This is a genomic window from Pseudomonas sp. DY-1 (assembly GCF_003626975.1).
Taxonomy (GTDB): domain Bacteria; phylum Pseudomonadota; class Gammaproteobacteria; order Pseudomonadales; family Pseudomonadaceae; genus Metapseudomonas.
Genome location: NZ_CP032616.1, coordinates 1,835,867 through 1,861,638 on the forward strand (window position 1 = coordinate 1,835,867; position 25,772 = coordinate 1,861,638).

At 62.4% G+C, this 25,772-nt stretch carries 26 protein-coding genes and 1 pseudogene; 7 read left to right on the forward strand and 20 right to left on the reverse strand.

Going from position 1 to position 25,772, the window contains the following annotated elements:
* Positions 1-31 precede the first annotated feature (31 nt).
* From sixA to D6Z43_RS08880, 3 genes are read right to left on the reverse strand one after another with little or no spacing between them, the layout of a single operon-like run.
* On the reverse strand, positions 32-496 hold the full coding sequence (sixA, locus tag D6Z43_RS08870) for a phosphohistidine phosphatase SixA (RefSeq protein WP_120651592.1): 465 nt from the start codon (positions 494-496) through the stop codon (positions 32-34).
* Positions 493-840: a DUF4389 domain-containing protein gene (locus D6Z43_RS08875; RefSeq protein ID WP_120651593.1), complete on the reverse strand. Its 348-nt coding sequence runs from the start codon at positions 838-840 to the stop codon at positions 493-495. Before D6Z43_RS08875 ends, sixA begins: the two co-directional genes overlap by 4 nt.
* Before the next feature lie 38 nt (positions 841-878).
* The gene (locus tag D6Z43_RS08880) at positions 879-1,901 is read right to left on the reverse strand and encodes an NAD(P)H-dependent glycerol-3-phosphate dehydrogenase (RefSeq protein WP_120651594.1); all 1,023 of its coding nucleotides are present in this window, start codon (positions 1,899-1,901) and stop codon (positions 879-881) included.
* Positions 1,902-2,226: 325 nt separating this feature from the next.
* Here D6Z43_RS08880 and D6Z43_RS08885 point away from each other — a divergent pair, with 325 nt between their 5' ends.
* The 4 genes from D6Z43_RS08885 to D6Z43_RS27855 all read left to right on the forward strand — a co-directional run bounded on the left by D6Z43_RS08885 (position 2,227) and on the right by D6Z43_RS27855 (position 6,433).
* Positions 2,227-4,134 carry an ATP-binding protein gene (locus tag D6Z43_RS08885; RefSeq protein WP_120651595.1) on the forward strand — a complete coding sequence of 636 codons (1,908 nt, stop codon included), beginning with the start codon at positions 2,227-2,229 and terminating at the stop codon, positions 4,132-4,134.
* Between the two features lie 259 nt (positions 4,135-4,393).
* Positions 4,394-4,909: a 3-hydroxyacyl-[acyl-carrier-protein] dehydratase FabA gene (gene fabA / locus D6Z43_RS08890; protein ID WP_003456128.1), complete on the forward strand. Its 516-nt coding sequence runs from the start codon at positions 4,394-4,396 to the stop codon at positions 4,907-4,909.
* An 11-nt stretch (positions 4,910-4,920) separates the two neighbouring features.
* Positions 4,921-6,138 carry a beta-ketoacyl-ACP synthase I gene (fabB, locus tag D6Z43_RS08895; protein WP_120651596.1) on the forward strand — a complete coding sequence of 406 codons (1,218 nt, stop codon included), beginning with the start codon at positions 4,921-4,923 and terminating at the stop codon, positions 6,136-6,138.
* 121 nt (positions 6,139-6,259) lie between these two features.
* On the forward strand, positions 6,260-6,433 hold the full coding sequence (locus D6Z43_RS27855) for a hypothetical protein (RefSeq protein ID WP_153921144.1): 174 nt from the start codon (positions 6,260-6,262) through the stop codon (positions 6,431-6,433).
* 49 nt (positions 6,434-6,482) lie between these two features.
* Here the strand turns inward: D6Z43_RS27855 and mddA are convergent, their stop codons facing one another.
* The 6 genes and pseudogenes from mddA to D6Z43_RS08920 form a co-directional block, all read right to left on the reverse strand.
* Positions 6,483-7,256 carry a methanethiol S-methyltransferase gene (gene mddA / locus D6Z43_RS08900; RefSeq protein WP_120651597.1) on the reverse strand — a complete coding sequence of 258 codons (774 nt, stop codon included), beginning with the start codon at positions 7,254-7,256 and terminating at the stop codon, positions 6,483-6,485.
* Between the two features lie 94 nt (positions 7,257-7,350).
* A complete protein-coding gene (locus tag D6Z43_RS08905; protein ID WP_120651598.1) occupies positions 7,351-10,173 on the reverse strand; it encodes a PAS domain S-box protein in 2,823 nt (940 codons plus the stop codon).
* A gap of 122 nt (positions 10,174-10,295) precedes the next feature.
* A complete protein-coding gene (locus D6Z43_RS28755) occupies positions 10,296-10,595 on the reverse strand; it encodes a winged helix-turn-helix domain-containing protein (protein WP_371924412.1) in 300 nt (99 codons plus the stop codon).
* Positions 10,596-10,682: 87 nt separating this feature from the next.
* Positions 10,683-11,015, reverse strand: a pseudogene (locus D6Z43_RS28760) (response regulator); the annotation flags it as partial.
* Between the two features lie 65 nt (positions 11,016-11,080).
* Positions 11,081-11,545, reverse strand: coding sequence for a DUF3859 domain-containing protein (locus D6Z43_RS08915; RefSeq protein WP_120651600.1), 465 nt, complete (start codon positions 11,543-11,545; stop codon positions 11,081-11,083).
* A 63-nt stretch (positions 11,546-11,608) separates the two neighbouring features.
* Complete coding sequence (locus D6Z43_RS08920; protein WP_256661031.1) at positions 11,609-12,583, reverse strand: amidohydrolase family protein; 975 nt, start codon at positions 12,581-12,583, stop codon at positions 11,609-11,611.
* Positions 12,584-12,771: 188 nt separating this feature from the next.
* Here D6Z43_RS08920 and D6Z43_RS08925 point away from each other — a divergent pair, with 188 nt between their 5' ends.
* Both D6Z43_RS08925 and D6Z43_RS08930 read left to right on the forward strand, forming a co-directional pair.
* Positions 12,772-13,191: an OsmC family protein gene (locus D6Z43_RS08925; RefSeq protein ID WP_120651602.1), complete on the forward strand. Its 420-nt coding sequence runs from the start codon at positions 12,772-12,774 to the stop codon at positions 13,189-13,191.
* 20 nt (positions 13,192-13,211) lie between these two features.
* Entirely contained in the window at positions 13,212-14,072 is an 861-nt protein-coding gene (locus D6Z43_RS08930; protein WP_174235578.1) for a pirin family protein, read from the forward strand.
* 33 nt (positions 14,073-14,105) lie between these two features.
* Here D6Z43_RS08930 and D6Z43_RS08935 read toward each other — a convergent pair whose 3' ends face one another.
* The 6 genes from D6Z43_RS08935 to D6Z43_RS08960 all read right to left on the reverse strand — a co-directional run bounded on the left by D6Z43_RS08935 (position 14,106) and on the right by D6Z43_RS08960 (position 20,173).
* Positions 14,106-14,831, reverse strand: a complete 726-nt coding sequence (locus D6Z43_RS08935) for a dienelactone hydrolase family protein (RefSeq protein WP_120651603.1) — start codon at positions 14,829-14,831, stop codon at positions 14,106-14,108.
* Between the two features lie 3 nt (positions 14,832-14,834).
* Positions 14,835-15,623, reverse strand: a complete 789-nt coding sequence (locus D6Z43_RS08940) for a dienelactone hydrolase family protein (protein WP_120651604.1) — start codon at positions 15,621-15,623, stop codon at positions 14,835-14,837.
* Positions 15,624-15,883: 260 nt separating this feature from the next.
* Complete coding sequence (gene htpG / locus D6Z43_RS08945; protein ID WP_120651605.1) at positions 15,884-17,782, reverse strand: molecular chaperone HtpG; 1,899 nt, start codon at positions 17,780-17,782, stop codon at positions 15,884-15,886.
* A gap of 207 nt (positions 17,783-17,989) precedes the next feature.
* Positions 17,990-19,237, reverse strand: coding sequence for an MFS transporter (locus D6Z43_RS08950; protein WP_120651606.1), 1,248 nt, complete (start codon positions 19,235-19,237; stop codon positions 17,990-17,992).
* Between the two features lie 40 nt (positions 19,238-19,277).
* Positions 19,278-19,721, reverse strand: a complete 444-nt coding sequence (locus D6Z43_RS08955; RefSeq protein ID WP_120651607.1) for a PaaI family thioesterase — start codon at positions 19,719-19,721, stop codon at positions 19,278-19,280.
* Positions 19,718-20,173, reverse strand: a complete 456-nt coding sequence (locus D6Z43_RS08960; RefSeq protein ID WP_120651608.1) for a PaaI family thioesterase — start codon at positions 20,171-20,173, stop codon at positions 19,718-19,720. Before D6Z43_RS08960 ends, D6Z43_RS08955 begins: the two co-directional genes overlap by 4 nt.
* 171 nt (positions 20,174-20,344) lie before the next feature.
* On the opposite strand from D6Z43_RS08960, the gene D6Z43_RS08965 reads away from it, so the two are divergent.
* The gene (locus D6Z43_RS08965; protein ID WP_120655224.1) at positions 20,345-20,572 is read left to right on the forward strand and encodes a hypothetical protein; all 228 of its coding nucleotides are present in this window, start codon (positions 20,345-20,347) and stop codon (positions 20,570-20,572) included.
* Positions 20,573-20,633: 61 nt separating this feature from the next.
* Here the strand turns inward: D6Z43_RS08965 and D6Z43_RS08970 are convergent, their stop codons facing one another.
* The 5 genes from D6Z43_RS08970 to sucC all read right to left on the reverse strand — a co-directional run bounded on the left by D6Z43_RS08970 (position 20,634) and on the right by sucC (position 25,701).
* On the reverse strand, positions 20,634-21,023 hold the full coding sequence (locus D6Z43_RS08970) for an MAPEG family protein (protein ID WP_120651609.1): 390 nt from the start codon (positions 21,021-21,023) through the stop codon (positions 20,634-20,636).
* Positions 21,020-21,754 carry a DUF599 domain-containing protein gene (locus D6Z43_RS08975; protein ID WP_120651610.1) on the reverse strand — a complete coding sequence of 245 codons (735 nt, stop codon included), beginning with the start codon at positions 21,752-21,754 and terminating at the stop codon, positions 21,020-21,022. The genes D6Z43_RS08970 and D6Z43_RS08975 overlap by 4 nt, the downstream gene beginning before the upstream one ends.
* A 271-nt stretch (positions 21,755-22,025) precedes the next feature.
* On the reverse strand, positions 22,026-23,339 hold the full coding sequence (gene brnQ, locus D6Z43_RS08980; protein WP_120651611.1) for a branched-chain amino acid transport system II carrier protein: 1,314 nt from the start codon (positions 23,337-23,339) through the stop codon (positions 22,026-22,028).
* Between the two features lie 305 nt (positions 23,340-23,644).
* The gene (gene sucD / locus D6Z43_RS08985) at positions 23,645-24,532 is read right to left on the reverse strand and encodes a succinate--CoA ligase subunit alpha (RefSeq protein WP_028629428.1); all 888 of its coding nucleotides are present in this window, start codon (positions 24,530-24,532) and stop codon (positions 23,645-23,647) included.
* On the reverse strand, positions 24,532-25,701 hold the full coding sequence (sucC, locus tag D6Z43_RS08990; RefSeq protein ID WP_120651612.1) for an ADP-forming succinate--CoA ligase subunit beta: 1,170 nt from the start codon (positions 25,699-25,701) through the stop codon (positions 24,532-24,534). The genes sucD and sucC overlap by 1 nt, the downstream gene beginning before the upstream one ends.
* Positions 25,702-25,772: the final 71 nt, after the last annotated feature.

The following is a 25,772-nucleotide window of genomic DNA, read 5'->3' on the forward strand; positions in this document are numbered from 1 at the left end:
GGAGGCGCAAGTTAAGAAATGTTGCGAATCGTCAGTGATGGCGAACGTGATGGATGGTGCGCAGTGACATCAGTCCGGGGATGAGGAGATCACCCTCCAGCTCGGCAAGGCTGGCCGTTCCCATGGGCAAGGGCTCCTGGCGATGGCCGTGGATCAGCAAGCCCGCCAGGTCGCTGACAAAGGGATTGTGGGTGACCAGCAGGAGATCCTGCTCGCTGCGTTCAGCGAGGAAATTCAGCGCCTCGCGCGGATCGCTATCGGGTGTGAGCCAGGGTGCGGTGCCAACGGCACCGCTGAATCCCAGCGCATCACGAACCAGTTCGGCGGTTTGCTGCGCCCTCACATAAGGGCTGGCGAGAATCGCGCTCAGCGGTCGCCCGGCAAGCTGGGCGGCGCTGTGCAGCACGTCCTTGCGGCCGTGGCGTGTGAGTTCGCGCTCCGCATCGGTTCGGGCACGGGGTTCGGCCTCGCCATGACGCAGGAGCCAGAGCCTCATAGCCTGGGCTCTTCGTCACGTACCGGATGGGCCGCGGGCGGTACCGCGTGCGGCGTCTCGCCCTCGGGAGCACGAGCCGCGGGCCAGTCGCCGAAGGGCCAGGGCTTTTCTTCGGTATTGAAAGTGCCGAAGCGGCCAATCTGCGCCAGGTACTGGCTCAGGCTATCGCCAAAGGACAGCAGCCCCGCATTGGGCGCCCCGTAGAAGGCACGGTAGCCAAGTTGCAGCAGAACCACGGCGCCCAGCACGATCTCGGCCAGTTGCCAGACGATGACGAAGATCAGCATCCACAGAACGCGCAGCAGGATGTGCTCGCGTTGCAGGTCTTCGCGCTCTTCACTCATGGGGAATCTCCTTGTCCGAAGCGGTGATGGTCCTGGGCCTAGAAGCCCGAGGTTGGGATGAAATCTACGTCCGTCTTGGGCTCGCCGCGCATCAGCAACTCAATCACCTGAGCCAGCGTACGCCCCTCGAAAAGGATGGCATGCAGGCCAGCGACCAGCGGCATGTAGACCTGCAGCTCCTCTGCACGGGTCTTGAGTACCTTGAGCGTGTTGACGCCTTCGGCGACCTCGCCAAGGCGCGCGACAGCGTCTTCCAGGGAAAGGCCCTCGCCCAGCGCATAGCCGACCTGGTAGTTGCGGCTCTTGGGCGAGGAGCAGGTGACGATCAGGTCGCCGACGCCGGCAAGGCCGAGGAAGGTCATGGGATTGGCACCCAGCTTGACGGCGAAGCGGGTCATCTCCGCCAGGGCGCGGGTGATCAGCATGCTCTTGGTGTTCTCACCCATATCCAACGCGGCGGCCATGCCGGCAATGATGGCGTAGACGTTCTTCAGCGCACCGCCCAGCTCGACGCCGAAGCGATCCTGGCTGGCGTAGACGCGGAAAGTACGGCCATGCAACGCGGACTGCACCCGCTTGCACAGCTCGGTGTCCTCACTGGCGACCACGGTGGCGGTCAGCGCATGGTCGGCGATTTCCTTGGCCAGGTTGGGACCCGAGATCACGCCGATGCGTGCATCCGGGGCCACCTCTTCGAGAATCTGGCTCATCAGCTTGAAGCTCTGCGCCTCGATGCCCTTGGTGGTGCTGACCAGCAGCTTGCCGGCCAGTTGGCCGGCCACCGGCTCCAGAGCCTTGCGCAGCGCGCTGGACGGTAAGGCAACGAAGACCAGCTCGCAGTCGGCGAGGACCGCGGACAGGTCCGTATCCGGCTCAACGCCGGGGAGGATTTTCACGCCCTTGAGATAGCGCGGGTTTTCGCGCTGTGTACGGATCGCCTCGGCCTGATCCGGGTCGCGCATCCAGTGGCGCACGCGCTGGCCATTTTCGGCCAGCAGATTGGCAATGGCGGTGCCGAAGCTGCCGCCGCCTAGCACCGCGACGGGTTGCTGTTCAGTCATAACGGATCCATGTAGGCCATTGGAGTGGCGAATTCACGCATTATACGGAGGCGCCGCCGCCCAGCCAGCCTCTATCCAGAGCCATTGCACTGGCAAAGCAATCGTCCTCGGTTAAGATGCCGCAGTTTTTTTGGCGTCAAGAGAACCCTATTCGTTCCCTGGCATCCTCCGGATATCTAAATTTCCCCCAGCATTGGGGCATATCGGGACTAAAGTTCCTGCATAGTTCCGCTTCATGGACGACCCCGCATCGAGGCAAAAGGAAGATGTGCCGACCCTCCCCCAGACTCCCGAACTCTCCTGCCGCCGACGGAGAGTCGCGCCTATGACCTTGCGGCGCCGCTGGGACATCCATACCCGCACCCAGTTGATCAGCCTCGGACCGGCCCTGCTGCTGACCCTGCTGCTCACCGGCTTCTTCACCTTCGCTCGCCTCCAGGACCTGCGCCAGGAGCTGAACCACACCGGCCAACTAATCGCCAGCCAGCTCGCCCCGGCGGCGGAGTACGGCGTTGTCACAGGGAACCTGGAGGTCCTGGAAGGCCTTCTCCAGGCCAGCCTGGGTACGCCCCATGTGCGCTTCCTCGAAGTGCGCGACCGCGCCGACAACATCCTGGTGTACCTGGAACAACAGGACAGCTTGGAAAAGACCGGCTCCCAGGTGGAAGTGTTCCACGCGCCCATCCTCCAGCAGCAGATGCACCTTCAGGCCCGGCGCACCCTGGCCAATGGAGACGGCCGTAGCAATGACGGCAATTACCTGGGCCGTGTCGTCGTCGGTATGTCCAACGACGCCTTCAGCAGTCGCCAGCAGGAAATCCTCCTCAAAGCGACGGTGCTGGCCCTGATCGCTCTCCTGCTCACCTTCCTTCTAGCGCGCCGACTGGCCACACGCCTGTCGCAGCCCATCAGTGCGATGGGGGACGCGGTCAAGGCCATTCAGGAGGGTAACTACAACGCCAGCCTGCCCGTAGTGGATGACAGCGAACTGGGCGACCTCAGCCGGCATATCAACAATCTGGCCAGCGGCCTTGAAAAGGCCAGCCAGGAACAGCAACAGGCCATGGGCCAACTGATCAAGGCGCACGAAGAGGCGGAGATGGCGAACCGCGCCAAATCCGACTTTCTGGCGATGATGAGCCACGAACTGCGCACTCCCATGAATGGTGTCCTGGGCATGCTGCAGTTGCTGGAAACCACCGAGATGACCGAGGAGCAGGCCGAGTACGCGGCATTGGCCACGGAGTCCACGGAGCACCTGTTGAAGGTGATCAACGACATCCTCGACTTCTCTCGCATAGAACGCGGCGCACTTGAACTGGAGCGCATCCCGTTCAACCTGCTGGATCTGATCCTGGGATCAGTACAGGTGTTCCAACACAGTGCGCAGCAGCGCGGGCTGACCCTGACCCTCGACACCCAGGACGGTCTGGAGCGTGTCGAAGCCCACGGCGACCCGACGCGATTGCGGCAGATTCTCGTCAACCTGGTAGGTAATGCCCTCAAGTTCACGGAAGAAGGCGGCATCAGGGTGGAAACACGCTGGCAGGCACTGGACAGCGAAGTGCTCTGGCTCACCTGCGCGGTGCACGACAGCGGTATCGGCATCCCGCCGGATCGCCTGGAGCATATGTTCGACGCCTTCCAACAAGCCGATCACTCGATTTCCCGTCGCTATGGCGGCACGGGGCTCGGCCTGCCCATCGCACGTACCCTTGCCGAGCGCATGGGCGGCACCTTGAGGGCCGAAAGCCACGAAGGTTCAGGGTCGACCTTCACCCTGGAAATTCCCCTGCCATTCCGCCCCCAGGGCGCGGAAGCCCTGACCAATCAGACGCAGGAGCATGGCGAAGGCACTGGTCAGCACGTCCTGCTGGTGGAAGACAACCCGGTGAACCAAACGGTGATCGAGGCCATGCTGCGCAGCCTGGGCTATCAGGTCAGCCTGGTTGGCGATGGCGCCCAGGCAGTGCACCAGGCGTCACGTCACCACTATTCGGCGATTCTCATGGACTGCCGCCTACCTGTGCTCGACGGCTACGAAGCTACACGCCAGATTCGCCAGATGAATGGTGGCGCAACGCTGCCAATTATCGCCCTGACAGCCAACGCCCTACAGGGCGACCGCGAAGCCTGCCTGGCGGCGGGCATGAACGACTACCTGGCCAAGCCCTTCAAGCGCGCTGATCTGTTGCGAGTAATGCAGCGCTGGCTGAGCAGGCCGTCGGACTAAAACGGTTGGTGCCGTTTCCAGACATTCGTCGAGTGTTCCGGGATGTTAAAGTGCTCCACGATTTGCGAGCGGGATGTCCCTGGCACGCCCTTGCGGCAGGCCTTTGTCACTCAGGTGCACGACTGTGCTCGCCACTCTGTGACTTTCACCGCAACGCAACAGTCTATGACTAGTCTGTCGTCCGACGCCCCCAACAAAGGCCACGGCAGAAGGATGAATGCAAAGCCCTGTGCCAGACGGGGACCATTGAGGAGCTCGCATGACCAAACAAAACGCCTATACCCGGGAAGACCTCCTGCGCTGCAGTCGCGGCGAGCTGTTCGGCCCTGGTAATGCGCAACTGCCCGCCCCCAACATGCTGATGATCGATCGCATCGTGCATATCAGCGAAACCGGCGGGAAGTACGGCAAAGGCGAGATCGTCGCCGAGCTCGATATCAACCCGGACCTGTGGTTCTTCGCCTGCCATTTCGAAGGCGACCCGGTCATGCCCGGTTGCCTCGGCCTCGACGCCATGTGGCAGCTGGTTGGTTTCTACCTCGGCTGGCAGGGTAACCCCGGCCGTGGCCGTGCCCTGGGCTCCGGCGAAGTCAAGTTCTTCGGCCAGGTGCTGCCGTCCGCGAAAAAGATCACCTACAACATTCACATCAAGCGCACTATTAATCGTTCGCTGATCCTCGGCATCGCCGATGGCACCGTTGCCGTCGACGGCCGCGAGATCTACAGCGCCGAAGGCCTGCGCGTTGGCCTGTTCACCTCTACCGACAGCTTCTGAAGGACATCCGCATGCGTCGCGTCGTGATCACTGGCCTGGGCATCGTTTCCTGCCTGGGTAATGACAAAGCCACTGTTTCCGCCAACCTGCGCGCCGGCAAGGCCGGTATTCGCCACAACCCGTCCTATGCCGAGATGGGACTGCGCAGCCAGGTGTCCGGCTCAGTCAACCTGAACCTGGAAGAGCTGATCGATCGCAAGCTCTTCCGTTTCATGGGTGATGCCGCTGCCTATGCCTACCTGGCCATGCAGCAGGCCATCGAAGACGCCGGCCTGACCGCCGAGCAGATCTCCAATCCGCGCGTGGGCCTGATCGCCGGCTCCGGCGGCGCTTCCACCGTCAACCAGATGGAAGCCATCGACACCCTGCGCGAAAAGGGCGTCAAGCGCATCGGCCCATACCGTGTGACCCGCACCATGGGCAGCACTGTTTCGGCGTGCCTGGCCACTCCCTTCCAGATCAAGGGCGTGAACTTCTCCATCTCCTCGGCTTGCGCCACCAGCGCACACTGCATCGGCCAGGCCATGGAGCAGATCCAGCTGGGCAAGCAGGACATGGTCTTCGCCGGCGGCGGTGAAGAAGAACATTGGAGCCAGAGCTGCCTGTTCGACGCCATGGGCGCCCTGTCCACCCAGTACAACGAGACTCCCGAGAAGGCCTCCCGCGCCTACGACGCCAAGCGTGACGGTTTCGTCATCGCCGGCGGCGGCGGCATGGTGGTGGTCGAGGAGCTGGAACACGCCCTCAAGCGTGGCGCCAAGATCTACGCGGAAATCGTCGGCTACGGCGCGACTTCCGACGGCTACGACATGGTTGCCCCGAGTGGCGAAGGCGCCATCCGCTGCATGCAGCTGGCGCTGTCCACCGTCGACACGCCGATCGACTACCTGAACACCCACGGCACTTCCACTCCGGTGGGCGACGTTGCCGAAATCCGCGGCGTACGCGCTGTGTTCGGTGACAAGGCCCCTGCCATCAGCTCCACCAAGAGCCTCTCCGGCCACTCCCTGGGCGCAGCAGGCGTACAGGAAGCGATCTACTGCCTGCTGATGATGGAAGGCAAGTTCATGGCCGGTTCCGCCAACATCGACGAGCTCGACCCGGAAGTGGCCGATCTGCCGATCCTGCGTGAGACCCGCGAGAACGTTCAGATCGACACCGTCATGTCCAACAGCTTCGGCTTCGGCGGCACCAACGCCACCCTGGTGCTGCGCCGCTTCAACGGCTGACGGCTCCTGCGGTACCGAAAAGGCCCGTATCCCACCGGATACGGGCCTTTTCCTTTCTGTCCGCCCCACCGTTGAACAGCACCATCGCCTACACACTCGCGTAGCTAAGTTCGACGATGCCGTGCTCAATGCCGGGATGGTGGCCTGTGGGGACCTTACAGGCGACATTGACACCCGTGGTCGCGAGGAGTCCGCCCAACTGATGCAGGCGCTGCAGCAGACTTCCGCGGCCAGCCAGGAGCTCTCTCGCCTGGCGCTGGACTTCAACGGCATGATCGGGAAATTCGTAGTCTGAGCCGGACACGACAAGGGCGCCCGAAGGCGCCCTTTTCATTTCCCTGTGATCAGGCCGCCTCGCGGCCGTCGCTCGCTTTGTCACGGCTACCGACGCGCGGCAGCAACATGGGCACCTTCTGCCGGTAGTCGGCGTACTCGGGATGCTCGCGCAGCAGGTCGCGCTCTTCCAGTTGGATGGCGGCCAGTATGTAGATGCTGGTCACTACCGCGAACAGCAGATGGGTCGCAGTCATGGTCGGCGTCGCCCAGAAGCACAGGAACCATCCCAGGTACAGCGGATGCCGCACCAGCTTGTAGGCACCAGGCATCTTGAACTCCAGCGCCGTGTAGGGCTTGCCCAGCAGGTTCAGCCAGACCTGGCGCAGTCCGAACAGATCGAAGTGGTTGATCAGCAAGGTAGCGTAGAACACCAACGCCCAGCCGAAACCGAAGGTGGCGCCCAGCACCAGACGACCGGAGCGGTTCTCGATGTTCCAGATCTCGCCACCCAGGGGCTGCCAATAGCTGTACAGCATGATCAGCGCCAGGCTGGAAAACAGTACGTAGGTGCTGCGCTCGGCTGCAGGCGGAATCCACTGGGTCCACCAGGCCTTGAAGGCCGGGCGGGCCATCAGACTGTGTTGGACGGCGAAGATGGCCAGCAGCAGTACGTCGATTCCAAGGGCGGCCCAGAACGGCAAGCGCGGATCACCATCCAGGGTGCGCGGCGCAAATGGCAAGTTGGCAACGAAGCCGATGGAGTAGACGAAGGTGGCGAAGAAGATCAGGTAACTGATCAGGCCGTAGAAGAAAATCGAAACGCGCTTGAAGTAGGTGAACATGATGCGCTCCTGCCTGGGGTTCTGGTCGGCGACAACTCTCCGCCTTGGAAACCAGCTTGGGCCCGGCCTGTATCAGCCCTATGGCTGACAGCGCTCAGTTTGTTTCCGCTTTGTATCCGCTCCCCGGGTTTCCCAGCCAGGCATGCAACAGTTGATGCAAGCGCTGCTGGTTCAGGGGCTTGGTCAGCAATGCCTTGACCCCTTGCTGCTGCACCTCGCTCTCCAGCAACGAGTCGCTGAACCCCGTATAGAGCACGATGGGCAGGTCCGCGCGGGACGCCAGCAGGCGCCTTGCGAGCTGCAGGCCGGAAAGGCGCGGCATGCTCTGGTCGAGGATGGCGAAGTCCCAGGCGTAGGGGTCGGCGCAGAGCAGCTGGCTGGCTTGCTCGGCGTCACAGAAGATACTTGTCTCCAGCCCCCAGCCCTCCAGCAGCTCTCCCATGAACTCGGCCACCGTGGCGTCGTCGTCTACCACCGCCACGCGTCCGCTCAGAGCCGACCGCAACAGCGGGCGCTCAGTTGTCGGCGCGCTCGTCGTGTCCGCGGCGACGGCTGGGCCGTGGGCTGGCATCAGCACCCTGAAGGTGGCGCCCTGCCCAGGTGCGCTGTCCAGATGGATATGGCCACCGTACTCATGGACGATGCCATGCACCATGGACAGCCCCATGCCGCTACCCTGCCCACTGGCCTTGGTCGAGAAGAACGGCTCGAAGATCTGCGCCCGCAACGCCGGATCGATTCCCGGCCCGCTGTCGCTCACGGTGAGCGCAACGTAGGGACCCTTGATTCGTTGCTGACAGGAAGCGCAGGTGCCCTCCAGCTCCTGCTGGCACAGGCTCACCCGCAATTGGCCGACACTGCCCATGGCATCCCGGGCGTTGATGCAGAGATTCATCAGCACCTGCTCCAGCTGCACCGGGTCCGCCAACACCTGCGGCAGGTCGTGGTCCAGTTTCACCTCCAGCTCTACGGTCGCCGGCAAGGTCGACTCCACCAGACGAATGAAATTCCCCAGCAGGAGGTCCAACGCCACCACCTGCGGCTTGCCGCGGCTGCCACGGCTGAAAGTGAGCATCTGCTGAATCAGGTCGCGAGCCTTTTCCGCCGAGCGCTGCACCCGCGACAGGTATTTGCCGAGTCGCTCGTCGCCGCCCTGCTCCGCCAACTCCTGGGCCATCACGGTATAGCCGAGCATGCTGGTCAGCAGATTGTTGAAGTCGTGGGCAATACCTCCCGTGAGGTGCCCAATGGCCTCCATGCGCTGGGCCTGGCGCAACTGCTGTTCCAGCCGGGCGCGCTCTTCTTCGGCCTGGGTGCGTTCAGTGATGTCGCGCAGATAGCAGATGAAACGTGGTCCCTCATCTCCTGGCACCTGGGTCAGAGCCAGTTCAGCGGCGAACTCACGGCCATCGGCACGCTGGGCCATCACTTCCATACGTTTGCCGAGGAAGGCACCGTGCCCGGTCTGCAGGTAGTGTTCCAGAGCGTGCTCGTAGGCTTCGCGGAAACGTGGCGGGATGATCAGTTTCAGCAGCGAGTGGCCCAGCGCCTGTTCGCGGCTGATGCCGAAGCACTGCTCGGCCGCCGGGTTGAAGGCCAGCACCCGACCGGCCTCGTCCATGCTGATGAAGCAGTCCAGGGCGGTATTGGTAATGGCCCGATACTGAATTTCGCTGGCCCGCAAGGCCTGCTCGGCCTCCTTGCGCTGGGTGATTTCGCGGGTGATGCCAAGGATGCGGTCTATGCCGCCGATGGCCACGCGCTTGAGCAGCACTTCATCCCAGTGCAGGCTGCCGTCGCGATTGCGCCGGTGCCATTCGAAACGCTGCATCTGGCCGGCAGCGGCACGGGCCAGGTAGCCGGCCGCTTCCTTGCCGGTATAGGGCGAATAGCCGGCGCTGAACGCGTCGATCTCCAGCTTGAGCATTTCCTCGTAGCTGTAGCCATAGGCACGGCATGCCTTGGGGTTTACGTCCACCAGGCCGCCACTCTCGATATCGTGGACGAAGATGGCGTCCTCCGAGGTATCGAAGATCGCCCGGTAGCTGGCCTCGGCCTCCAGGCGCTCTATCTCTGCCGCAGCCCGTACCGAGAAGATGCGCAGCACCGACTCCACCTTGTCGCGGTCGCTCATCGGTCCCGTGCGCCCCGCGGCAATCAACCCCAGCGGGCGGCCATCACTGGCAAAAAGCGGGAAGCCGGCGTAGCTGTCGACGCCGAAAGAGGCCAGTACTTCATCGCCGGGGTAGGAGCTGCGCAAGTCGCGGGGCACGAAATGGAAACTGCGGCCGAATACCTCGGCGCAGGGCGTGCTCTTCAAGTCATAGGTCGCGTTCTGGTGCAGCTTGCCCTCGTAGTAGAGCGCGAGCGTGGTAAGGCGATGCGGTCCCTCGTCGCTGATGCGGCTGACGAAGGCGAAGTCGGCATTCAGCGAGCGCACCATGTAGCGCGCGATCGCCTCGAACACCTCATTACCGGTCGCGGCGGACACACCCAGGGCAACGAAGCGCAGGACTTCCTCCAGGCTCTTGCGCGAGCTGATGTCGGTGGAAATGCCGCAGATGGCGCTGACCCGCCCCTCGCTATCGAACAGCGGGAACTTGTTCGACAGGTAAGTACGAATGCTGCCGCCCATTGGCACTTGCTCTTCGAACTCGAGCTCATGGCCAAGCTGGATCACCCGCAGGTCGTTGGCCCGTAGAACGTCGGCAATTTCCTTGGGGAAGAATTCGTGATCGGTGTGCCCCAGCACGCGTTCGGCACGCACCTTGAACAGGCGCTCGAACGACCGGTTGACCAGCACCAGACGGCCGTCCAGGTCCTTTACATAGATCACCGCGCTGCTGTTATCGACGATCTGCCGCAGGTGATGCTCTTCGGCACTGATGGTGAAGTGACGGGTCAATGGCTGGCTCACCGGTGGGCCCTCCGGGGGAAGCGGACTGCCTGAGTATAGAGACAGCCTGCCCCTCTCCGGAGGGCATCCGAGACCATTGAAACAATTGAAACAAAGCGCTGACGTGGGGGCGAATTGTGGTTTCAGCCCGGCACGAACATGTACCCCACGCCACGTACGGTGCGGATGATCTGCGGCTTGTCCGGGTCCGCTTCCAGCTTACGGCGAAGGCGCGCAATGCGAATATCGATGGAGCGGTCAAAGGGGTTCCAGTCGCGATGCTGAGTCAGATTCAGCAACTGGTCGCGGGAAAGCGGACGGTTGGGCCGCTGGGCGAAGGCCTGGAGCAGGTCGAACTCCATGGCGGTCAGGGGAATTTCCTCGCCCGCCGCATTGAACAGCTGACGGCTCTGCAGGTCGAGACGGCAGAGGCCGAGTTGCAGGCAGGGATTGTCGCTTTCCGTGGCGGGCATGGCCGCAGGTGCAGGGGCACGGCGATAGCGCCGTAGCACGGTCTTGAGCCGTGCCAGCAGCTCCCTCGGGTCGAAGGGTTTGGCCACGTAGTCGTCAGCGCCCACTTCCAGGCCGACGATGCGATCCAGCGGCGTGCCTGCACCGGACACCATGATCACCGGTAAGTCGTGATGCTCGCGCAGGTAGCGCGCTAGGCTGAGGCCATCCTCGCCGGGCAGCCCGACATCCAGTAGCACCAGGTCGGGTAGCGCCTCGGCCAGCCGCGCACGCATCTGGCGGCTGTCGGCCACGGCGTGGACCTGGTAGCCCTGGCCGCCGAGGTAATCCAGCAACAACTCGCGGATCGCCTCGTCGTCATCCACCACCAGAATGCTGATCTGTTCGGCCATGGGCCCGCGCCTCGCGCCTGCTTCAGACCCAGCGACTATAGCGCGCCACGGCGACGCACGCGGAATCAGCGGACGGTGAAGCTCTGTTCGGCCAGCAGGCGGTCCGCCTGGAAGACCATGAAGCGCCACTCACCCGGCACCACTTCATAATGCTCGGTGAACTCGAAGGCCATCACGTCAGTGGGTGCGCCAGGTGCCATCTTCTGCTCCACCACGAACTTGTCGTGGCGCTTGCCATCCGGCGTGACCACGCCGGGGGTGAGGTAGAGCAGGGTCAGCGGTGCGTCCTTTTCCTGCTTGCCAAGCAGTGTGTAGCGCATGCCGAACTTGGTACCGAGCTTGGCCGGGATTTCGTCGGTCTGCTCGATGGTCTGGTTGCTGCGAGTCAGCACGCGCTCGCCCGGCTGGTAGTCCTGGTACTGGGATTCGAAGATGCCGTACTCCACCGGGCCATCCACTCGCACATCAGCCAGGGCAACGCCGGACGCCAGGCCGAGGGCCACGAGTGCTGTCATTCGAAAGGGGATCATGTCGCGCTCCTTGTTTGCGGTGGCGCGAGGTTATGACGTGCCCATGACATCCTTGTGACAGGCTCACTGCGTGCGATCGCTCCGGTGCCTGGCTGGTAGTACGGCGAGGAAATTGTCCCGCGCCACCTTGCGCGCCGCCGCCTCTGGCAAGGCGTCGAGAAAGACATCGTAGGCCGTCAGGTAGTCACCCAGCCCGTCGAAACGCCCCACCACGTCCGAGCCCAGCATGAAGCGGTCCGGATACCGTTCCACCAGCTTTAGCCAACGGCGAACCGGCTTGCCGTCGGTGTCCAGCAGATAGGGTTTCAGCACGCTCCACGACAAGTCGATGTAGAGGTTTGGATAGGCCCCGAGAAGCCGGTCCAGAGTGGGCAGGAGGAACTCCATCTTCGTCTGGTGACGGTGTATTTCCATGCTGGAGCCTGCATGGGCCCAGATGAAGCGCACATGGGGATGATTGCGCAGTGGCTCCTCCACTTCCTGCAAGTAGAGCGGGTTGCGCTCGCGCTTGGAGGTGATATTCGAGTGCAGCAGCACCGGCAGGTCGTACTCGGCCGCCAGATGATAGATGCGGGTCATGGCCTCATTGTTGGCGCGTGGCGTGTCGCCATCGATCAGGGCCGTGAGGTCGTCGTGTCGGGTGAACACTTCACCGATGCCCTGCCAGAGCCCTGGGTCCAGCTCCAGCATTCGGCGAATGTGCGCATCGGAATTCTTGTCGTTGGGGTTGAAGCCACTCAGGAAAGGGTGGAAGCGCTTGCGCTGCTCGGCGGGCAGTTGCTTCACCGCAGCGGCCACTTGCACATCCGTGGCGCTGTACCAGTAGGCACCGGCATCGTCCCCGGCGTAGTAACGCGGCCGCTTGGGCTCGTCCTCGTGCCACTTCTTGGCCACCGGAATGCCGGAAATCATCACATGGTCGATGTTTGCCTTGTCCATCGCCTTCACCAATGACTTCATTCCATCGCTTTCCTGGAAGAAATCCACGTAATGGAGATGGGCATCGCTGAAGCGATACTCACGCGCTTCGCCCGGCATGGTGACCGCCAGCAGCAGCGCGGCAAGACTGGTCCTCAGTCGGTACAAGACACTTCCTCCGGAAAAGCTGAGCGACTGTAGACCGGCTTCGGTGCGCGTGCGTTCAACGCGCGTGCCCTGCTGCCGGCCGTCACCCTTTGCGTTAGCCTAGCCGGGACTCGATCCGTCCATCGGCCAGGAGGCCCTCCATGACTATCCGTCTCACCCGTGATTCCGCCATCGGCACCCGCCAGCGCATCGAACTGGACGGCAAGGCACCTCTGTTCACCGACCTGCCGACCGAGCTGGGTGGCGCAGGTGCAGACCCTGAGCCGCATGACTACTTCGATGCAGCCCTGGGCAGCTGCAAGGCGCTGACCGTGACCTACTACGCCCAGAAGAACGGCATCCCGCTGACGGGGGTGGACGTCGACGTTACCCGCGACGACAGCGAAGAACGCAAGGGCCACTATCGGCTGGATGTGAAGTTGACCCTGCGCGGCGCCCTCACCGATGAGCAGCGCGCCACCCTGCTGCGTATCGCTGACAAGTGCCCGGTACACAAGCTGATGACCCAGGTGGAAGTAAGCATCGCAACGCGCCTTGCCGAAGGCGACTTCAGTCAGTAAACCCTGTAGGAATCCTGAGCATGAGCATCCTCATCATCCGACCCCGCGCCGAAGAAGTCGCCGGGCAACCCATCCTCCGTCCGTTACCTTCGGCCCAGTGCCGTAGCGTCGGACCCTTCGTGTTCTTCGATCACATGCTGGAGGCCGACTATGCGCCGGGGACGGGTATGGATGTGCGCCAGCATCCGCATATCGGCCTGTCCACCCTCACCTACCTGTTCGAAGGCGAACTACAACACAAGGACAGCCTGGGGTCTGACCAGTTGGTGAAACCGGGCGATGTCAGCTGGATGACGGCCGGCCGCGGCGTCGCCCATGTCGAGCGCACGCCGGCGAACCTGCTGGCCAGCGGCTCCCGTGCCCATGGCCTTCAAGTATGGCTGGCCCTGCCCAAGGCCTTCGAGGACTGCGAACCCAGCTACAGCCATCACCCGGCATCCAGCCTGCCTCAACAGGAAGCACTCGGCGCGCGTATACGCCTGATCGCCGGAACGGGCTTCTGCCTGGAATCACCCGTACCGGTGCTCTCCCCTACCCTCTACGCCGATCTGCAACTGGAAGCCGGCGCCACGCTGACCATCCCTTGCGAACATCCCCAGCGCGCGCTGTACCTGCTGGAGGGTGAAGCCTTGCTGGACGAGCAGACGCTGGAGCCACGCAGCCTGGTGGTTTTGCCCGAAGGCGAGGAGTTTGTGCTTGCCGCATGTAGCAGCTGCCAACTGGTGATGATCGGTGGTGCTCCGTTGGATGGTCCGAGGAGGATGAACTGGAACTTCGTATCCAGCAGCCCCGAGCTGATCGAAAACGCGCGCAGCCGTTGGGCAGCCGGCGACTGGCCGACCGTGCCGGGCGAGACCAGCCGCATCGAACTGCCGCGCTGATCGGCTCGCCCTGCACCTGTTTGGGCCTCGCCCCTAAACGAAGACCTCGTCCAGCAGCGCATACATTGCGGTGAATGCGCGCCGCGATACCTTTTCGTTGTACTGCGCGGTTCCCGGGTTGTTGGCGGCAGGATCGGTGAACGAATGCACCGCGCCGCCAAAGCTCAGTAATTGCCAATCCACGCCCGCCTCCCCCATCTCCCTGGCAAACGCCGGCAGTTGCTCACGGGGTACCAGCGGGTCTTGGGCGCCATCCAGCACCAGCACGGCGCCCTGGATATTGCGGGCATCATCGGGGTTCGGGGTATCCAGTGCGCCATGAAATGACACGGCAGCCTTGAGCGGCGCTCCAGCCCGGGCCAGCTCCAGCGCACAGGTGCCGCCAAAGCAGAAACCGAAAGCCGCCAGCCGTGTGCCATCCGCCGGCGCCAATTCCTGGCTGCGCAAAGCGTCAAGGGCCACTAGCAGGCGTCGACGCAGCAACGCGCGATCCTGCTTGAGCGGCAGCATGGCGGCGCTGGCCTCCGCGGTACTCGCCGGCCTCACCGTCGCCCCATAAATATCGACCAGCAACACGCGAAAACCCCGGCCGGCCACCTGGCTGGCCAGCTCGCGCGCACCATCGCTGACACCGAACCAATTGGGCGCCATCAACAGCCCGGGACGCGGGGCCATGTCAGCCGCGTCGAACAATAGGCAGCCTTCGAATGCCAGGCCATCGACGGTATAGCCAAGGGACCGGGACTGGATTTGCGTCATGGATTACCTTGCTCCGGTAAAGACTTCATCGAACAGGTCGTTCATGGCCTGGTAGGCCCGTGCGGCGACCTTGGGATTGTATTCATTGCGACCCGGCACATTGGCCTCGCGATCGGTAAAGGAATGCACCGCACCGCCGTAGCTGACCAATTGCCAGTCTGCCTTCGCGGCCGTCATTTCGGCGCTGAAGGCATCCACCTGATCCTTGGATACCGCTGGATCGTCGGCGCCATGCAGCACCAGCACCGGTGCGCGAATATTGCGGGCATCGGCCGGATTGGGGGTATCGAGGTTGCCATGGAAGGATACGAAGCCCTTCAGCGGAGCCCCTGAACGCGCCAGTTCAAGCACGCTGCCACCACCGAAGCAGAACCCGATCGCACCGAGGCTCGCCACGTCCAGCGGCACTTTCTCGCCCTGCTTGCGGAGTACCTCCACACCGGCCTGGGCGCGCTTGCGCATCAATGGACGATCGCCACGCACGGCAGCAGCCGCAGCCTTTGCCTCTTCCGGATTGCTCGGTCGGATGCCCTTGCCGTACATGTCGGCGATGAAGATCACATAGCGTTGTCCGGCAATCTCCTTGGCCTGTTCAGCTGCAGCCGGCGTCACTCCAAGCCAGTTGGGCACCATCATCAAGCCGGGTCGCGGTGTCTTCACGGTATCGTCGTAGACCAGCGTGCCCTCGAAGGCCTTGCCATCGATCTCATAGGGAACCGCCTGGGTGACCATAGCCGCCCAGGCGAGGCCGGTGAATGCGAACAACAGCGAAGAAAGCAGCAAACGGTTCATGGAGTGCTCTCCTTTCCTGGGGAAATGACCAAGGTTAGACAGTCCTGTGGCGCAAACCGTCCTACCGCTTTCATTGCCTGGAATTTCAGCCTGGCCCGATGTGTGGCATTCATTCGCCAAGGGCGACGCAGCTACACGAAGACGCTGCTTGTCGTACCTGCGATCCGGTTGGCGAGTGAACTCGACCCAAGAAGAGCCGGCGTTAATCCCGGACAAAGAAAAGGCCCGCATTTGCGGGCCTTTTCCTTACCTTCCAACAGTCAGGCGGAGAGCTCCACCAGCAGCTTGTTCAGGCGACGCACGTAGGCAGCCGGGTCCTTCAGGCTGTCGCCTGCGGCCAGGGCAGCCTGGTCGAAGAGGATGTGCGACAGCTCGCCGAAGCGGTCCTCGTCCTGCTCGCCATCGAGCTTCTCGATAAGCGGGTGGGCCGGGTTGATCTCGAATATCGGCTTGGAGTCCGGTACTTTCTGGCCGCTGGCTTCGAGGATCTGGCGCATCTGCAGGCCCAGGTCCTGTTCGCCGATGGCGAGGATCGCCGGAGAGTCGGTCAGGCGGTGCGACACGCGCACTTCCGAGACTTCTTCACCCAGCGCGGTCTTGAGACGCTCGATGAGCCCCTCCTTGGTCTTGGCGACTTCTTCCTGGGCCTTCTTGTCCTCTTCCGAGTCCAGCTTGCCGAGGTCGAGATCGCCACGTGCGACGTCAACGAAGCCCTTGCCGTCGAAGTCGGAGAGGTAGCTCATCAGCCATTCGTCGATGCGGTCGGTGAGCAGCAGCACTTCGATGCCTTTCTTACGGAAGACTTCCAGGTGCGGGCTGTTCTTCACCTGCGAATAGCTCTCGCCAGTGAGGTAGTAGATCTTGTCCTGGCCTTCCTTCATGCGACCGATATAGTCGGCCAGGGAAACGCTCTGCTCGCCCGAATCGTCGCTGGTGGCAGCGAAACGCAGCAGGCCGGCGATCTTCTCCTTGTTGGCGAAATCCTCCGCCGGACCTTCCTTCAGCACCTGGCCGAAGTTCTTCCAGAAGCCCTTGTATTGCTCGGGTTCGTTCTTCGCCAGCTTCTCCAGCATGTCCAGCACACGCTTGGTCAGCGCCGACTTCATGGAGTCGATCACCGGACCGGACTGCAGGATTTCGCGGGAAACGTTCAGCGACAGGTCGTTGGAGTCCACCACGCCCTTGATGAAGCGCAGGTAGAGCGGCAGGAACTGGTCAGCCTGGTCCATGATGAACACGCGTTGCACGTAGAGCTTCAGACCACGCGGCGCCTCGCGGTGATAGAGGTCGAACGGTGCACGGGCCGGGACGTAGAGCAGCGAAGTGTATTCCAGCTTGCCCTCAACCTTGTTGTGGCTCCAGGACAGCGGATTCTCGAAGTCGTGGGCGACGTGCTTGTAGAACTCCTGGTACTCCTCGTCCTTCACGTCGGTGCGCGGACGGGTCCAGAGCGCACTGGCGCGGTTGACGGTTTCCCACTCCTGCTCGGCCGGCGCATCCTCACCGTGATGCTCCTTCGGCAACTCGATGGGCAGGGCGATGTGGTCCGAGTATTTCTTGATGACGTTGCGCAGGCGCCAGCCGTCGGCAAACTCTTCTTCGCCGCTCTTCAGGTGCAGGACGATACGGGTGCCGCGTTCGGCCTTGTCGATGGTGGCGATGTCGAACTCGCCTTCGCCTTGAGACGACCAGTGAACACCTTCGGTGGCAGCCAGGCCGGCGCGACGGGTGAACACGTCGACCTTGTCGGCAACGATGAACGCGGAATAGAAGCCCACGCCGAACTGGCCGATAAGGTGGGAATCCTTCTTCTGGTCGCCGGAGAGGTTCTTCAGGAAGTCGGCAGTCCCGGACTTGGCGATGGTGCCCAGGTGCGCGATCACCTCGTCACGGCTCATGCCGATGCCGTTGTCCTCTAGGGTGACGGTGCGAGCCTCCTTGTCGAAGCTGACTCGGATCTTCAGCTCGGCGCCCCCTTCCAGCAGCGCGGGCGTTGCCAGCGCTTCGAAGCGCAGCTTGTCGGCTGCGTCGGAGGCGTTGGAAATCAACTCGCGGAGGAAGATTTCCTTGTTGGAATACAGGGAATGGATCATCAGGTGAAGCAGTTGCTTCACCTCGGTCTGGAAGCCCAGGGTTTCTTTTTGAGTTTCCACACTCATGGTCGTCTTACTCCACGTGGATGGCTAGAGCCGCTTACAGCGGCGGATCACATCCAGATGGGGCCTTAGACAAGGATTTCAAGTGCTTAGCGAAAGCGGAAGGAACCTCGCTCTCGATACATCACAGGCTGGGTGTCACTCGGCATGCCCGCAAGCGGTGCCCAGCCTGGCCAGCGATGCTCGCCAGAGCGGCGCTTCCGTCCGGACTCAGGGTTCGAGCAGCTCGACGTGGGATACCTCGTCGAGATCGAAGCTGAAGCTGGCAGCCCCTGCCCCACCGAGGTTGCGACGAATCAGGACGCGGCCGTCACGATCCAGGCCGGCGAAGCGGCCTTCGGCGGTGCTACCGCGTACCGTGTACACGCGCATGCTGAGCTCCTGGTACTCGCCGGGGTCGCTCAGCAAGCGTTGCAGGGAGAAGCGCAGGCGGCGATCCAACGGACCCGCGCTGTCCGCCTGTGGCGCAGGCTCCTGCGCCTCGCCCGACGCCTGGGCGTCTGCGCTGGACACTGCCAACGGCGGGAAACTGTCACGACCCACGCGCCAGCCCCGGCTCTCGCTCTTTACCAGCTGAAGTGACAGGTGCTGGCTCTGGCCGTCGACACGAGCTTCCACCTCGACGTCCAACTCACGTGCCGGCAGGCTGACGGATGGCAGCTGGGCCAGTTCGACATCGCGGGTGACGAATCGACGTTGCAAGTAATCGCGGATCACATAGGCCAGCGTATCGCGCGAGTCGAAGGTCGTATCCACCAGGCCGTCGCGGTAGCGCAGGCGGTCGGTGAAGACTTCAAGGTGGCCGGAAAGCGTGGTCGCGAATTTCGGTGGTAGCACCAGGTGGAAGTCACCCGCCAAGCGATTCGGTGCGACCGGCTGAAGATCGAGGTGCAGCGTGTAGCCGCGGGGGATGCGCCGGGCTTCGGGCAGTTCCTGCTCTGGCAGCAGCCAACTGATTTCCACTTCCGGCTGCGGGCCGGCATCTTTGGGCAGCACATCCAGGCGCAGAGCCCCCTGCGGCTGGTTGCCCACACGGATGGTGAGCTCGCGACGGGCGTAGAAGTCCTGGCCCTCACGCAGGCTGAGAACTCCATCCACCAGTTCGGCTTGAAGCGGAGCGAAGCGCTGCCCGTTGAGTTCGCCTTTGATGCGGATATCCAGCTCGGAAACCGTCTGCTGCTCGTCAGCCAGCCAGCGCAAGCTGAAGATCGCCTGCAGTCGCTCCGGGTCCTGCGCGGCGAGCATGGTCAGGCCCACCACAAACGGTATGAAGCCCATGGCCCCGAAGGCCACGGCCTTTCGCGCGGTTCGCCAATGGTAGAGCACGTAGGCCACCGTCACCGGCGGCAGCAGGCTACCGAAGCCCCAGAAGAGGCTGGTACCGAACGCGAGCATCACCAGCCAGACGAGGCCGATGATGATCAGCAGCAGGCCACCAAGTATGAGTAACGCAACCATCGGGCTTTCCTTGTAAGCGACCGGACGCGCCTGGCACGCCTCAGGATTCGTCGACCTTGAAGTGGGCGCGCGCGGTGGCGATGGGTTCGGTCTGGGTGGTTTGCCAGGCAGTAATGGCGACGTTGGCGACACGGCGGCCTTGTCGCCAGACCTGGCATTGGACGTAGGTGTCACGATAGTGCCCGGCGCGTAGGTAATCTATCGAGAAGTCGATGATTTTGGGCATATGTGGCGTGCCCATGAACATCAGCAGATGGAGCATCGCGGCGTGCTCCATGAAGCCGGCGATCACACCGCCATGGATAGCTGGCAGGGTCGGATTGCCGATGTTGTCCTTGTTCGCCGGCAGGCGGAACACCATGTCATCCCCCAGGCGCAGGCATTCCATGCCGATCAGCTTGGCGTAGGGAATAAGGCACACCAGCGAGTCGTAATCGTTCTTCTCGTGGGCTTCGCGCACCAGGGCATTCAGATCGAGGCTCATGCCGCACCTCCCTGCTTCAGCTGTCCGGGCTTACCCATCCGCATGAATGCGCCCACCACGTGGGCGATGGGCTGGGTCGGGTCGTCCTGGTAGGCATAGCCTCGGGTGAAGATGATGTTGGGAGTAACCCGGTAGCACTCGGCAAAGCCAAAGACATCTTTGTGCGGCTCGGCCGGATGCATGTAGTCGATGCGCAAGTCCAGGGTCGGACAGATCTCGAACTCCGGCAGCACGCAAACGGTCGAAATGCCGCAGGTGGTGTCCATAAGAGTGGTAATAGCGCCACCATGGATCACGCCCGTTTCCGGATTGCCTATGATCTGCGCGCTGTAGGGTAGGCGCAGGGTCAGGCCCTGGGGAGTGGCTTCGTGCACGCTGAGACCGAGCACCTGGCAATGGCGCAGCACGGCAAGAAAGCGCTGCGCCCGTTCGATGAGGGTGTTGTCCGTCATGACTGCAACCTTGGCGGAATATGAGCAAAGAGGCGAATCATACCCTGCCCCACCTGCTTCCGCCGTGGGAGACCGCCCAGTCATGCTTTTTGCAATTAGTGCGGAACTTAGAAACCGGTCATAAACTCCAACGGCTATCGATGAGGAAAAGCCACACATGGAGGCTCAATGATGAAGAAAACCCTGTCTCTCGCCCTGCTCCTGGCTGCAAGCCTTGGTCTCGCCGCCTGCGACAAGAAGGAAGAGGCTCAGGCACCGGCTGCCCCGGCAACCGAATCCCAGCCGAGCGCACCGGCAACCGCGCCGACTCCGGCACCGGCTCCCGAGGCCGCACCGGCTCCCAGCGAACCTGCTCCGGCCGCTCCGGACACCGCGCCGACCGAGGAAAAGAGCCAGTAAGCTCCCGGCAGCAGAAACCACAAGGCCCGCATTTGTGCGGGCCTTGTCGTATCCAAGGGTATCAAAGCGCGGGGCTGAGCATCAGCAACAGGCAGCAAATCAGGCCGACGGCCCAGACCAGGCTGCGCGGGCTGGCATTGTCATTCCAGTAGAGGAACAGGTACAGGACCCGCGAGACGATGAAGATGATCGCCAGCAGGTCGACGAACCAACCGTGGGTCTGGGTGACGTGCGCCATGAGCACACCCGCGGCGAACAGCGGGAACATCTCGATGCTGTTCTGATGCGCCGCCACCGCTCGTGCGCCAAAACCCGTAAGCCGTGCCTGCTGCGCGCGCGGGTGATGATTGTCGTAGCCCCTGCCCTCCTCCCGCATGGCTTTGGCCACAGGAATCTTCGCCAGGTAGATGAGCAAGGCGGCAAAGAACAGGCACCAGAACGGAATACTCATTCGACTTTCTCCTTGGGCGCTTCCAGCGCCTGGGTCGGCGTATAGACCATCACATCCAGCACGTCGGAATGGAATTCGCGCCGGTACAGCACCAGTACAACACCCGTGGTCGCAATGATGAAAAACCAGGGGTTGATGAACCAGGCCAGCATGGCCAAGCCGAAATAGTAGCTGCGCAAACCGAAGTTGAACTGGTTGGCCGCCAGGGAAATCACCCGCGCGGTACGCTCGGCGAAGGCCTTCCTCTCCTGCTCGCTGACGTGTTTCTCTCCGATCATCGGCGCCGATCCCACGAGGATGGCGGCAAAGTTGTACTGACGCATGCACCAACTGAAGGTGAAGAAGGCATAGACGAAGACGACGGCGAGGCCCAACAGCTTCAACTCGGAAATACTGCGGCTGGCAGCCTGCACGAACGGCAGGTCAGCCAGCACCGACACCGCGCGATCAGTGGATCCGAACACCGTGAGAATGCCGGCCAGGATGATCAGAGTACTGGAGGCGAAGAACGAGGCATTGCGCTCAAGGTTGCCGATCACACTGGCGTCGGCGATACGGTTGTCGCGCAGCAACAGGCGACGCATCCAGTCCTCGCGGTAGAGATGCAGGACCGAAGCCAGGCAAGCAGTGTCCTTGCCCTTCCAGATGGCGTAGCGGGTGTACCCCACCCAGCAGGTAATGAACCAGAGAATGGCCACCAGATGAGGCCAGTTGCGCAGAATGGTCGACATGCAAATTCCTTGTAAGAACGCAGCGAATTATAGCGATCCATGGCCATGACAACACGACACGTGCAATGCACTACCAAGGGGAAACGCGCTGGTCATTCGACCGGTATCCGGGCCGGCAAGCTGCGCCGGGAGACCTGAGCGGACGGAGTCCTGAAGTGGGATTCCGGCGCACTTTACGAGACCCGATGGCAAAGCAAGTGCCTCTCCTCCCCGTTAACCCAGCGCCACGAAAAAGGCCGCCCTTCGGCGGCCTTCCTTGATCCAGCAACGGTCAGACCGGGCTGGCTACAGCGCGTCCCATAAGACGGTCGGCCACCATCGAGATCCCCAGAACAACCAGCACCGGCACCAGCCAGCCGAGGCTCTGGTGGGCCAGTGGCATCTGGCCAAACAGCGCAGGAACAACGTCTTTGAACCCTGCAGCTGCAAAGCCATCGGCCACGCCGAAGACCAGTGCGATGGACATTGTAGGGACGAAGACACGACGCGGGTCGACCCAGAGCGCATCCAGCAGGCTGAGGGCAATGAGGACGATGGCCAGCGGGTAAAGCCCCACGAGCACCGGCACCGACAGACTGATGAGTTGGGTCAGGCCCTGGTTGGCCACCAGCAGGCTGAACAGACCAAACGCCAGGACCACCGTGCGATAGGAGAATGGCAGCAACTTGCTGAAGAACTCGCCACAGGCGGTGAGCAAGCCAACCGCGGTGGTCAGGCAGGCCAGGGTGATGACCACGGCCAACAGCAGACTGCCCGCAGTGCCGAAGGTGTGTTGCACATAGGCAGTGAGGATCTGCACACCGTTCTGCGCTTCGCCGGCAATACCCTGGCTGGTTGCGCCAAGGTAAAACAGCGCCAGGTAAACCAGCGACAGGCCAAGAGCGGCGATGGCGCCAGCTATCACGGAGTAGCGGGTCACCAGTCGCGGGTCCTGGACGCCGCGGTCGCGAATCGCGGTGGCAATCACGATACCGAAGACCAGCGCGCCAAGCGTGTCCATGGTCAGGTAGCCCTGCAGGAAGCCCTGAACGAAGGGAGCGGCCTGATAGTCGGCAGCTGAAGTGCCGATCGTCCCGGCGGGGGCGAACAGCGCGGCGCCGCCCAGCACCAACAGTGCCGAAAGCAGAACCGGCGTGATGAACTTACCGATGCTATCCACCAGTTTGCCAGGGTTCAGGGCAAGGAAGAGCACCGCAGCGAAATAGGCAGCGCTGTAGAGGAAAAGGGCAACGCCGCTATCGCCGGTGAAGGGGGCAACGCCCATTTCAAAGGACACCACAGCGGTTCGCGGAGTCGCGAACAGCGGGCCGATGGCCAGATACACGGCAACTGCCAGGAGTAGGCCGGCACGCTTACCGAGCGGCGCAGTCAAGCGATCCATGCCACCCCCTACGCGAGCCAGGGCGACGACGGTCAGCAGAGGCAAGCCAACACCCGTCAGGAGGAAGCCCGACGCAGCGCGCCAGACGTTATCACCCGCAGCCATGCCAGCGCTGGGTGGGAAGATGATGTTTCCTGCGCCAAGGAAAAGCGCAAAGGTCATAAAACCAAGGGCAACGAGGTCCGAGCCTTTCAATCGAATCATGAGGGGAAGTACCACAGGCAGAATTTCATACGTTCCGAAGGGTTTCCCTTGGGGTTTGGGGAAACGTCATCCATCCGTTTGGGATTGATCGCTGTTGCCCGCCCCGGCTCTTTTGAAGCTTGGAAAGCGGGATAGGTGCAACCCTACCGATTTTACTGTGCCAGGCGCCTGACGTGGATCAGGCTGTCGGAGTAGCAACCATTTCTGTCGCTTAACCGACAAGCGGTTACACCACACACAAAAAGGTTGCACCAGAAACAAGAAAGGCCACCCCGAGGGGTGGCCTTTGCTTGCGTCAAGATGCCTTAGGCGTTCTTGACTTCCCAACCGGTCAGCTCAGCCAGGGCTTTGCCGATATCAGCCAGGGAACGCACGGTTTTCACACCAGCGTCCTGCAGAGCAGCGAACTTCTCGTCCGCAGTGCCCTTGCCGCCGGAGATGATGGCGCCAGCGTGGCCCATGCGCTTGCCCGGAGGGGCAGTCACACCAGCGATGTAGGACACCACCGGCTTGGTCACGTTTGCCTTGATGAAGGCAGCAGCTTCTTCTTCAGCGGAACCGCCGATCTCGCCGATCATGACGATGGCTTCGGTCTGCGGGTCTTCCTGGAACAGCTTCAGGATGTCGATGAAGTTGGAGCCCGGGATCGGGTCACCGCCGATGCCCACGCAAGTGGACTGGCCGAAGCCGGCGTCGGTGGTCTGCTTCACGGCTTCATAGGTAAGGGTGCCAGAACGCGACACGATGCCTACTTTGCCCGGCAGGTGGATGTGACCCGGCATGATGCCGATCTTGCACTCGCCGGGAGTGATCACGCCCGGGCAGTTCGGGCCGATCAGGCGCACGCCCAGCTCGTCACACTTGACCTTGGCGTCCAGCATGTCGAGGGTCGGGATACCTTCGGTGATGCAAACGATCAGCTTGATGCCGCCGTTGGCCGCTTCCAGGATCGAGTCTTTGCAGAAGGGAGCCGGAACGTAGATGACCGAAGCTTCGGCGCCAGTGGCTTCAACGGCTTCCTTGACGGTGTTGAACACCGGCAGGCCCAGGTGGGTGGTGCCGCCCTTGCCGGGAGTCACGCCGCCAACCATCTTGGTGCCGTAGGCGATGGCTTGTTCGGAGTGGAAAGTACCCTGGCTACCGGTGAAGCCTTGGCAGATGACTTTGGTGTCTTTGTTGATCAGGACGCTCATTACTTGCCCTCCGCCGCGGCCTTGACGACTTGCTGTGCAGCGTCGGTCAGGCTGGTCGCCGCGATGATGTTCAGACCGCTCTCGGCCAGTACCTTGGCACCGAGGTCAGCATTGTTGCCTTCCAGACGAACCACGACCGGAACCTTCACGCCGACTTCCTTCACGGCACCGATGATGCCTTCAGCGATCATGTCGCAGCGGACGATGCCGCCGAAGATGTTCACCAGAACGGCTTGAACGTTGCTGTCGGAGAGGATGATCTTGAACGCTTCGGTCACGCGCTCCTTGGTTGCACCGCCGCCAACGTCAAGGAAGTTGGCCGGCTTGCCGCCGTGGAGGTTGACGATGTCCATGGTACCCATGGCCAGGCCGGCACCGTTGACCATGCAGCCAATGTTGCCTTCCAGGGCCACGTAGTTCAGCTCCCACTTCTGCGCATGGGCTTCACGAGCGTCGTCCTGGGACGGGTCGTGCATGGCGCGCAGCTTGGGCTGACGGTACATGGCGTTGCTGTCGATGTTGATCTTGGCGTCCAGGCAATGCAGGTTGCCGTCAGCCTTGATTACCAGCGGGTTCACTTCCAGCAGGGCCAGGTCGTAGTCCTGGAACAGCTTGGCCAGGCCAACGAAGATGTGGGTGAACTGCTTGATCTGGTCGCCTTCCAGGCCCAGCTGGAATGCCAGCTCACGGCCCTGGTAGGGCTGAGCGCCCACCAGCGGGTCGATGGTGGCCTTGAGGATCTTCTCGGGGGTTTCGTGAGCTACTTTCTCGATGTCCACGCCACCTTCGGTGGAAGCCATGAACACGATACGGCGGCTGGAACGATCTACCACGGCGCCCAGGTACAGTTCCTTGGCGATGTCGGTGCAGGATTCAACCAGGATTTTGCTGACCGGCTGACCATTGGCGTCAGTCTGATAGGTCACCAGGCGCTTGCCCAGCCAGTTGGCGGCGAAGGCCTTGGCATCTTCCTTGCTCTTGACCAGCTTCACGCCGCCCGCTTTACCGCGGCCGCCAGCGTGGACCTGAGCTTTGACAACCCATTCGCTGCCACCGATTTTTTCGCAGGCTTCTGCGGCTTCTTCCGGGGTGTCTACGGCAAAGCCCTTGGATACGGGCAGGCCGTATTCAGCGAACAGCTGCTTACCCTGATACTCGTGGAGATTCATGCTTGTCTACCGTCTTCGTTTAGGTATTGCGCATTTCGGCGCTGCATTCGTGGTGCCGCGCCACCTGTGAC

Excerpts from the sequence above, each read along its gene's own strand:
- sixA (WP_120651592.1), bottom strand. The coding sequence starts at position 496 with ATGAGGCTCTGGCTCCTGCGTCATGGCGAGGCCGAACCCCGTGCCCGA.
- D6Z43_RS08875 (WP_120651593.1), bottom strand. The coding sequence starts at position 840 with ATGAGTGAAGAGCGCGAAGACCTGCAACGCGAGCACATCCTGCTGCGC.
- D6Z43_RS08880 (WP_120651594.1), bottom strand. The coding sequence starts at position 1,901 with ATGACTGAACAGCAACCCGTCGCGGTGCTAGGCGGCGGCAGCTTCGGC.
- D6Z43_RS08885 (WP_120651595.1), top strand. The coding sequence starts at position 2,227 with ATGACCTTGCGGCGCCGCTGGGACATCCATACCCGCACCCAGTTGATC.
- fabA (WP_003456128.1), top strand. The coding sequence starts at position 4,394 with ATGACCAAACAAAACGCCTATACCCGGGAAGACCTCCTGCGCTGCAGT.
- fabB (WP_120651596.1), top strand. The coding sequence starts at position 4,921 with ATGCGTCGCGTCGTGATCACTGGCCTGGGCATCGTTTCCTGCCTGGGT.
- mddA (WP_120651597.1), bottom strand. The coding sequence starts at position 7,256 with ATGTTCACCTACTTCAAGCGCGTTTCGATTTTCTTCTACGGCCTGATC.
- D6Z43_RS08915 (WP_120651600.1), bottom strand. The coding sequence starts at position 11,545 with ATGATCCCCTTTCGAATGACAGCACTCGTGGCCCTCGGCCTGGCGTCC.
- D6Z43_RS08920 (WP_256661031.1), bottom strand. The coding sequence starts at position 12,583 with ATGCCGGGCGAAGCGCGTGAGTATCGCTTCAGCGATGCCCATCTCCAT.
- D6Z43_RS08925 (WP_120651602.1), top strand. The coding sequence starts at position 12,772 with ATGACTATCCGTCTCACCCGTGATTCCGCCATCGGCACCCGCCAGCGC.
- D6Z43_RS08930 (WP_174235578.1), top strand. The coding sequence starts at position 13,212 with ATGAGCATCCTCATCATCCGACCCCGCGCCGAAGAAGTCGCCGGGCAA.
- D6Z43_RS08935 (WP_120651603.1), bottom strand. The coding sequence starts at position 14,831 with ATGACGCAAATCCAGTCCCGGTCCCTTGGCTATACCGTCGATGGCCTG.
- D6Z43_RS08940 (WP_120651604.1), bottom strand. The coding sequence starts at position 15,623 with ATGAACCGTTTGCTGCTTTCTTCGCTGTTGTTCGCATTCACCGGCCTC.
- htpG (WP_120651605.1), bottom strand. The coding sequence starts at position 17,782 with ATGAGTGTGGAAACTCAAAAAGAAACCCTGGGCTTCCAGACCGAGGTG.
- D6Z43_RS08950 (WP_120651606.1), bottom strand. The coding sequence starts at position 19,237 with ATGGTTGCGTTACTCATACTTGGTGGCCTGCTGCTGATCATCATCGGC.
- D6Z43_RS08955 (WP_120651607.1), bottom strand. The coding sequence starts at position 19,721 with ATGAGCCTCGATCTGAATGCCCTGGTGCGCGAAGCCCACGAGAAGAAC.
- D6Z43_RS08960 (WP_120651608.1), bottom strand. The coding sequence starts at position 20,173 with ATGACGGACAACACCCTCATCGAACGGGCGCAGCGCTTTCTTGCCGTG.
- D6Z43_RS08965 (WP_120655224.1), top strand. The coding sequence starts at position 20,345 with ATGAAGAAAACCCTGTCTCTCGCCCTGCTCCTGGCTGCAAGCCTTGGT.
- D6Z43_RS08970 (WP_120651609.1), bottom strand. The coding sequence starts at position 21,023 with ATGAGTATTCCGTTCTGGTGCCTGTTCTTTGCCGCCTTGCTCATCTAC.
- D6Z43_RS08975 (WP_120651610.1), bottom strand. The coding sequence starts at position 21,754 with ATGTCGACCATTCTGCGCAACTGGCCTCATCTGGTGGCCATTCTCTGG.
- brnQ (WP_120651611.1), bottom strand. The coding sequence starts at position 23,339 with ATGATTCGATTGAAAGGCTCGGACCTCGTTGCCCTTGGTTTTATGACC.
- sucD (WP_028629428.1), bottom strand. The coding sequence starts at position 24,532 with ATGAGCGTCCTGATCAACAAAGACACCAAAGTCATCTGCCAAGGCTTC.
- sucC (WP_120651612.1), bottom strand. The coding sequence starts at position 25,701 with ATGAATCTCCACGAGTATCAGGGTAAGCAGCTGTTCGCTGAATACGGC.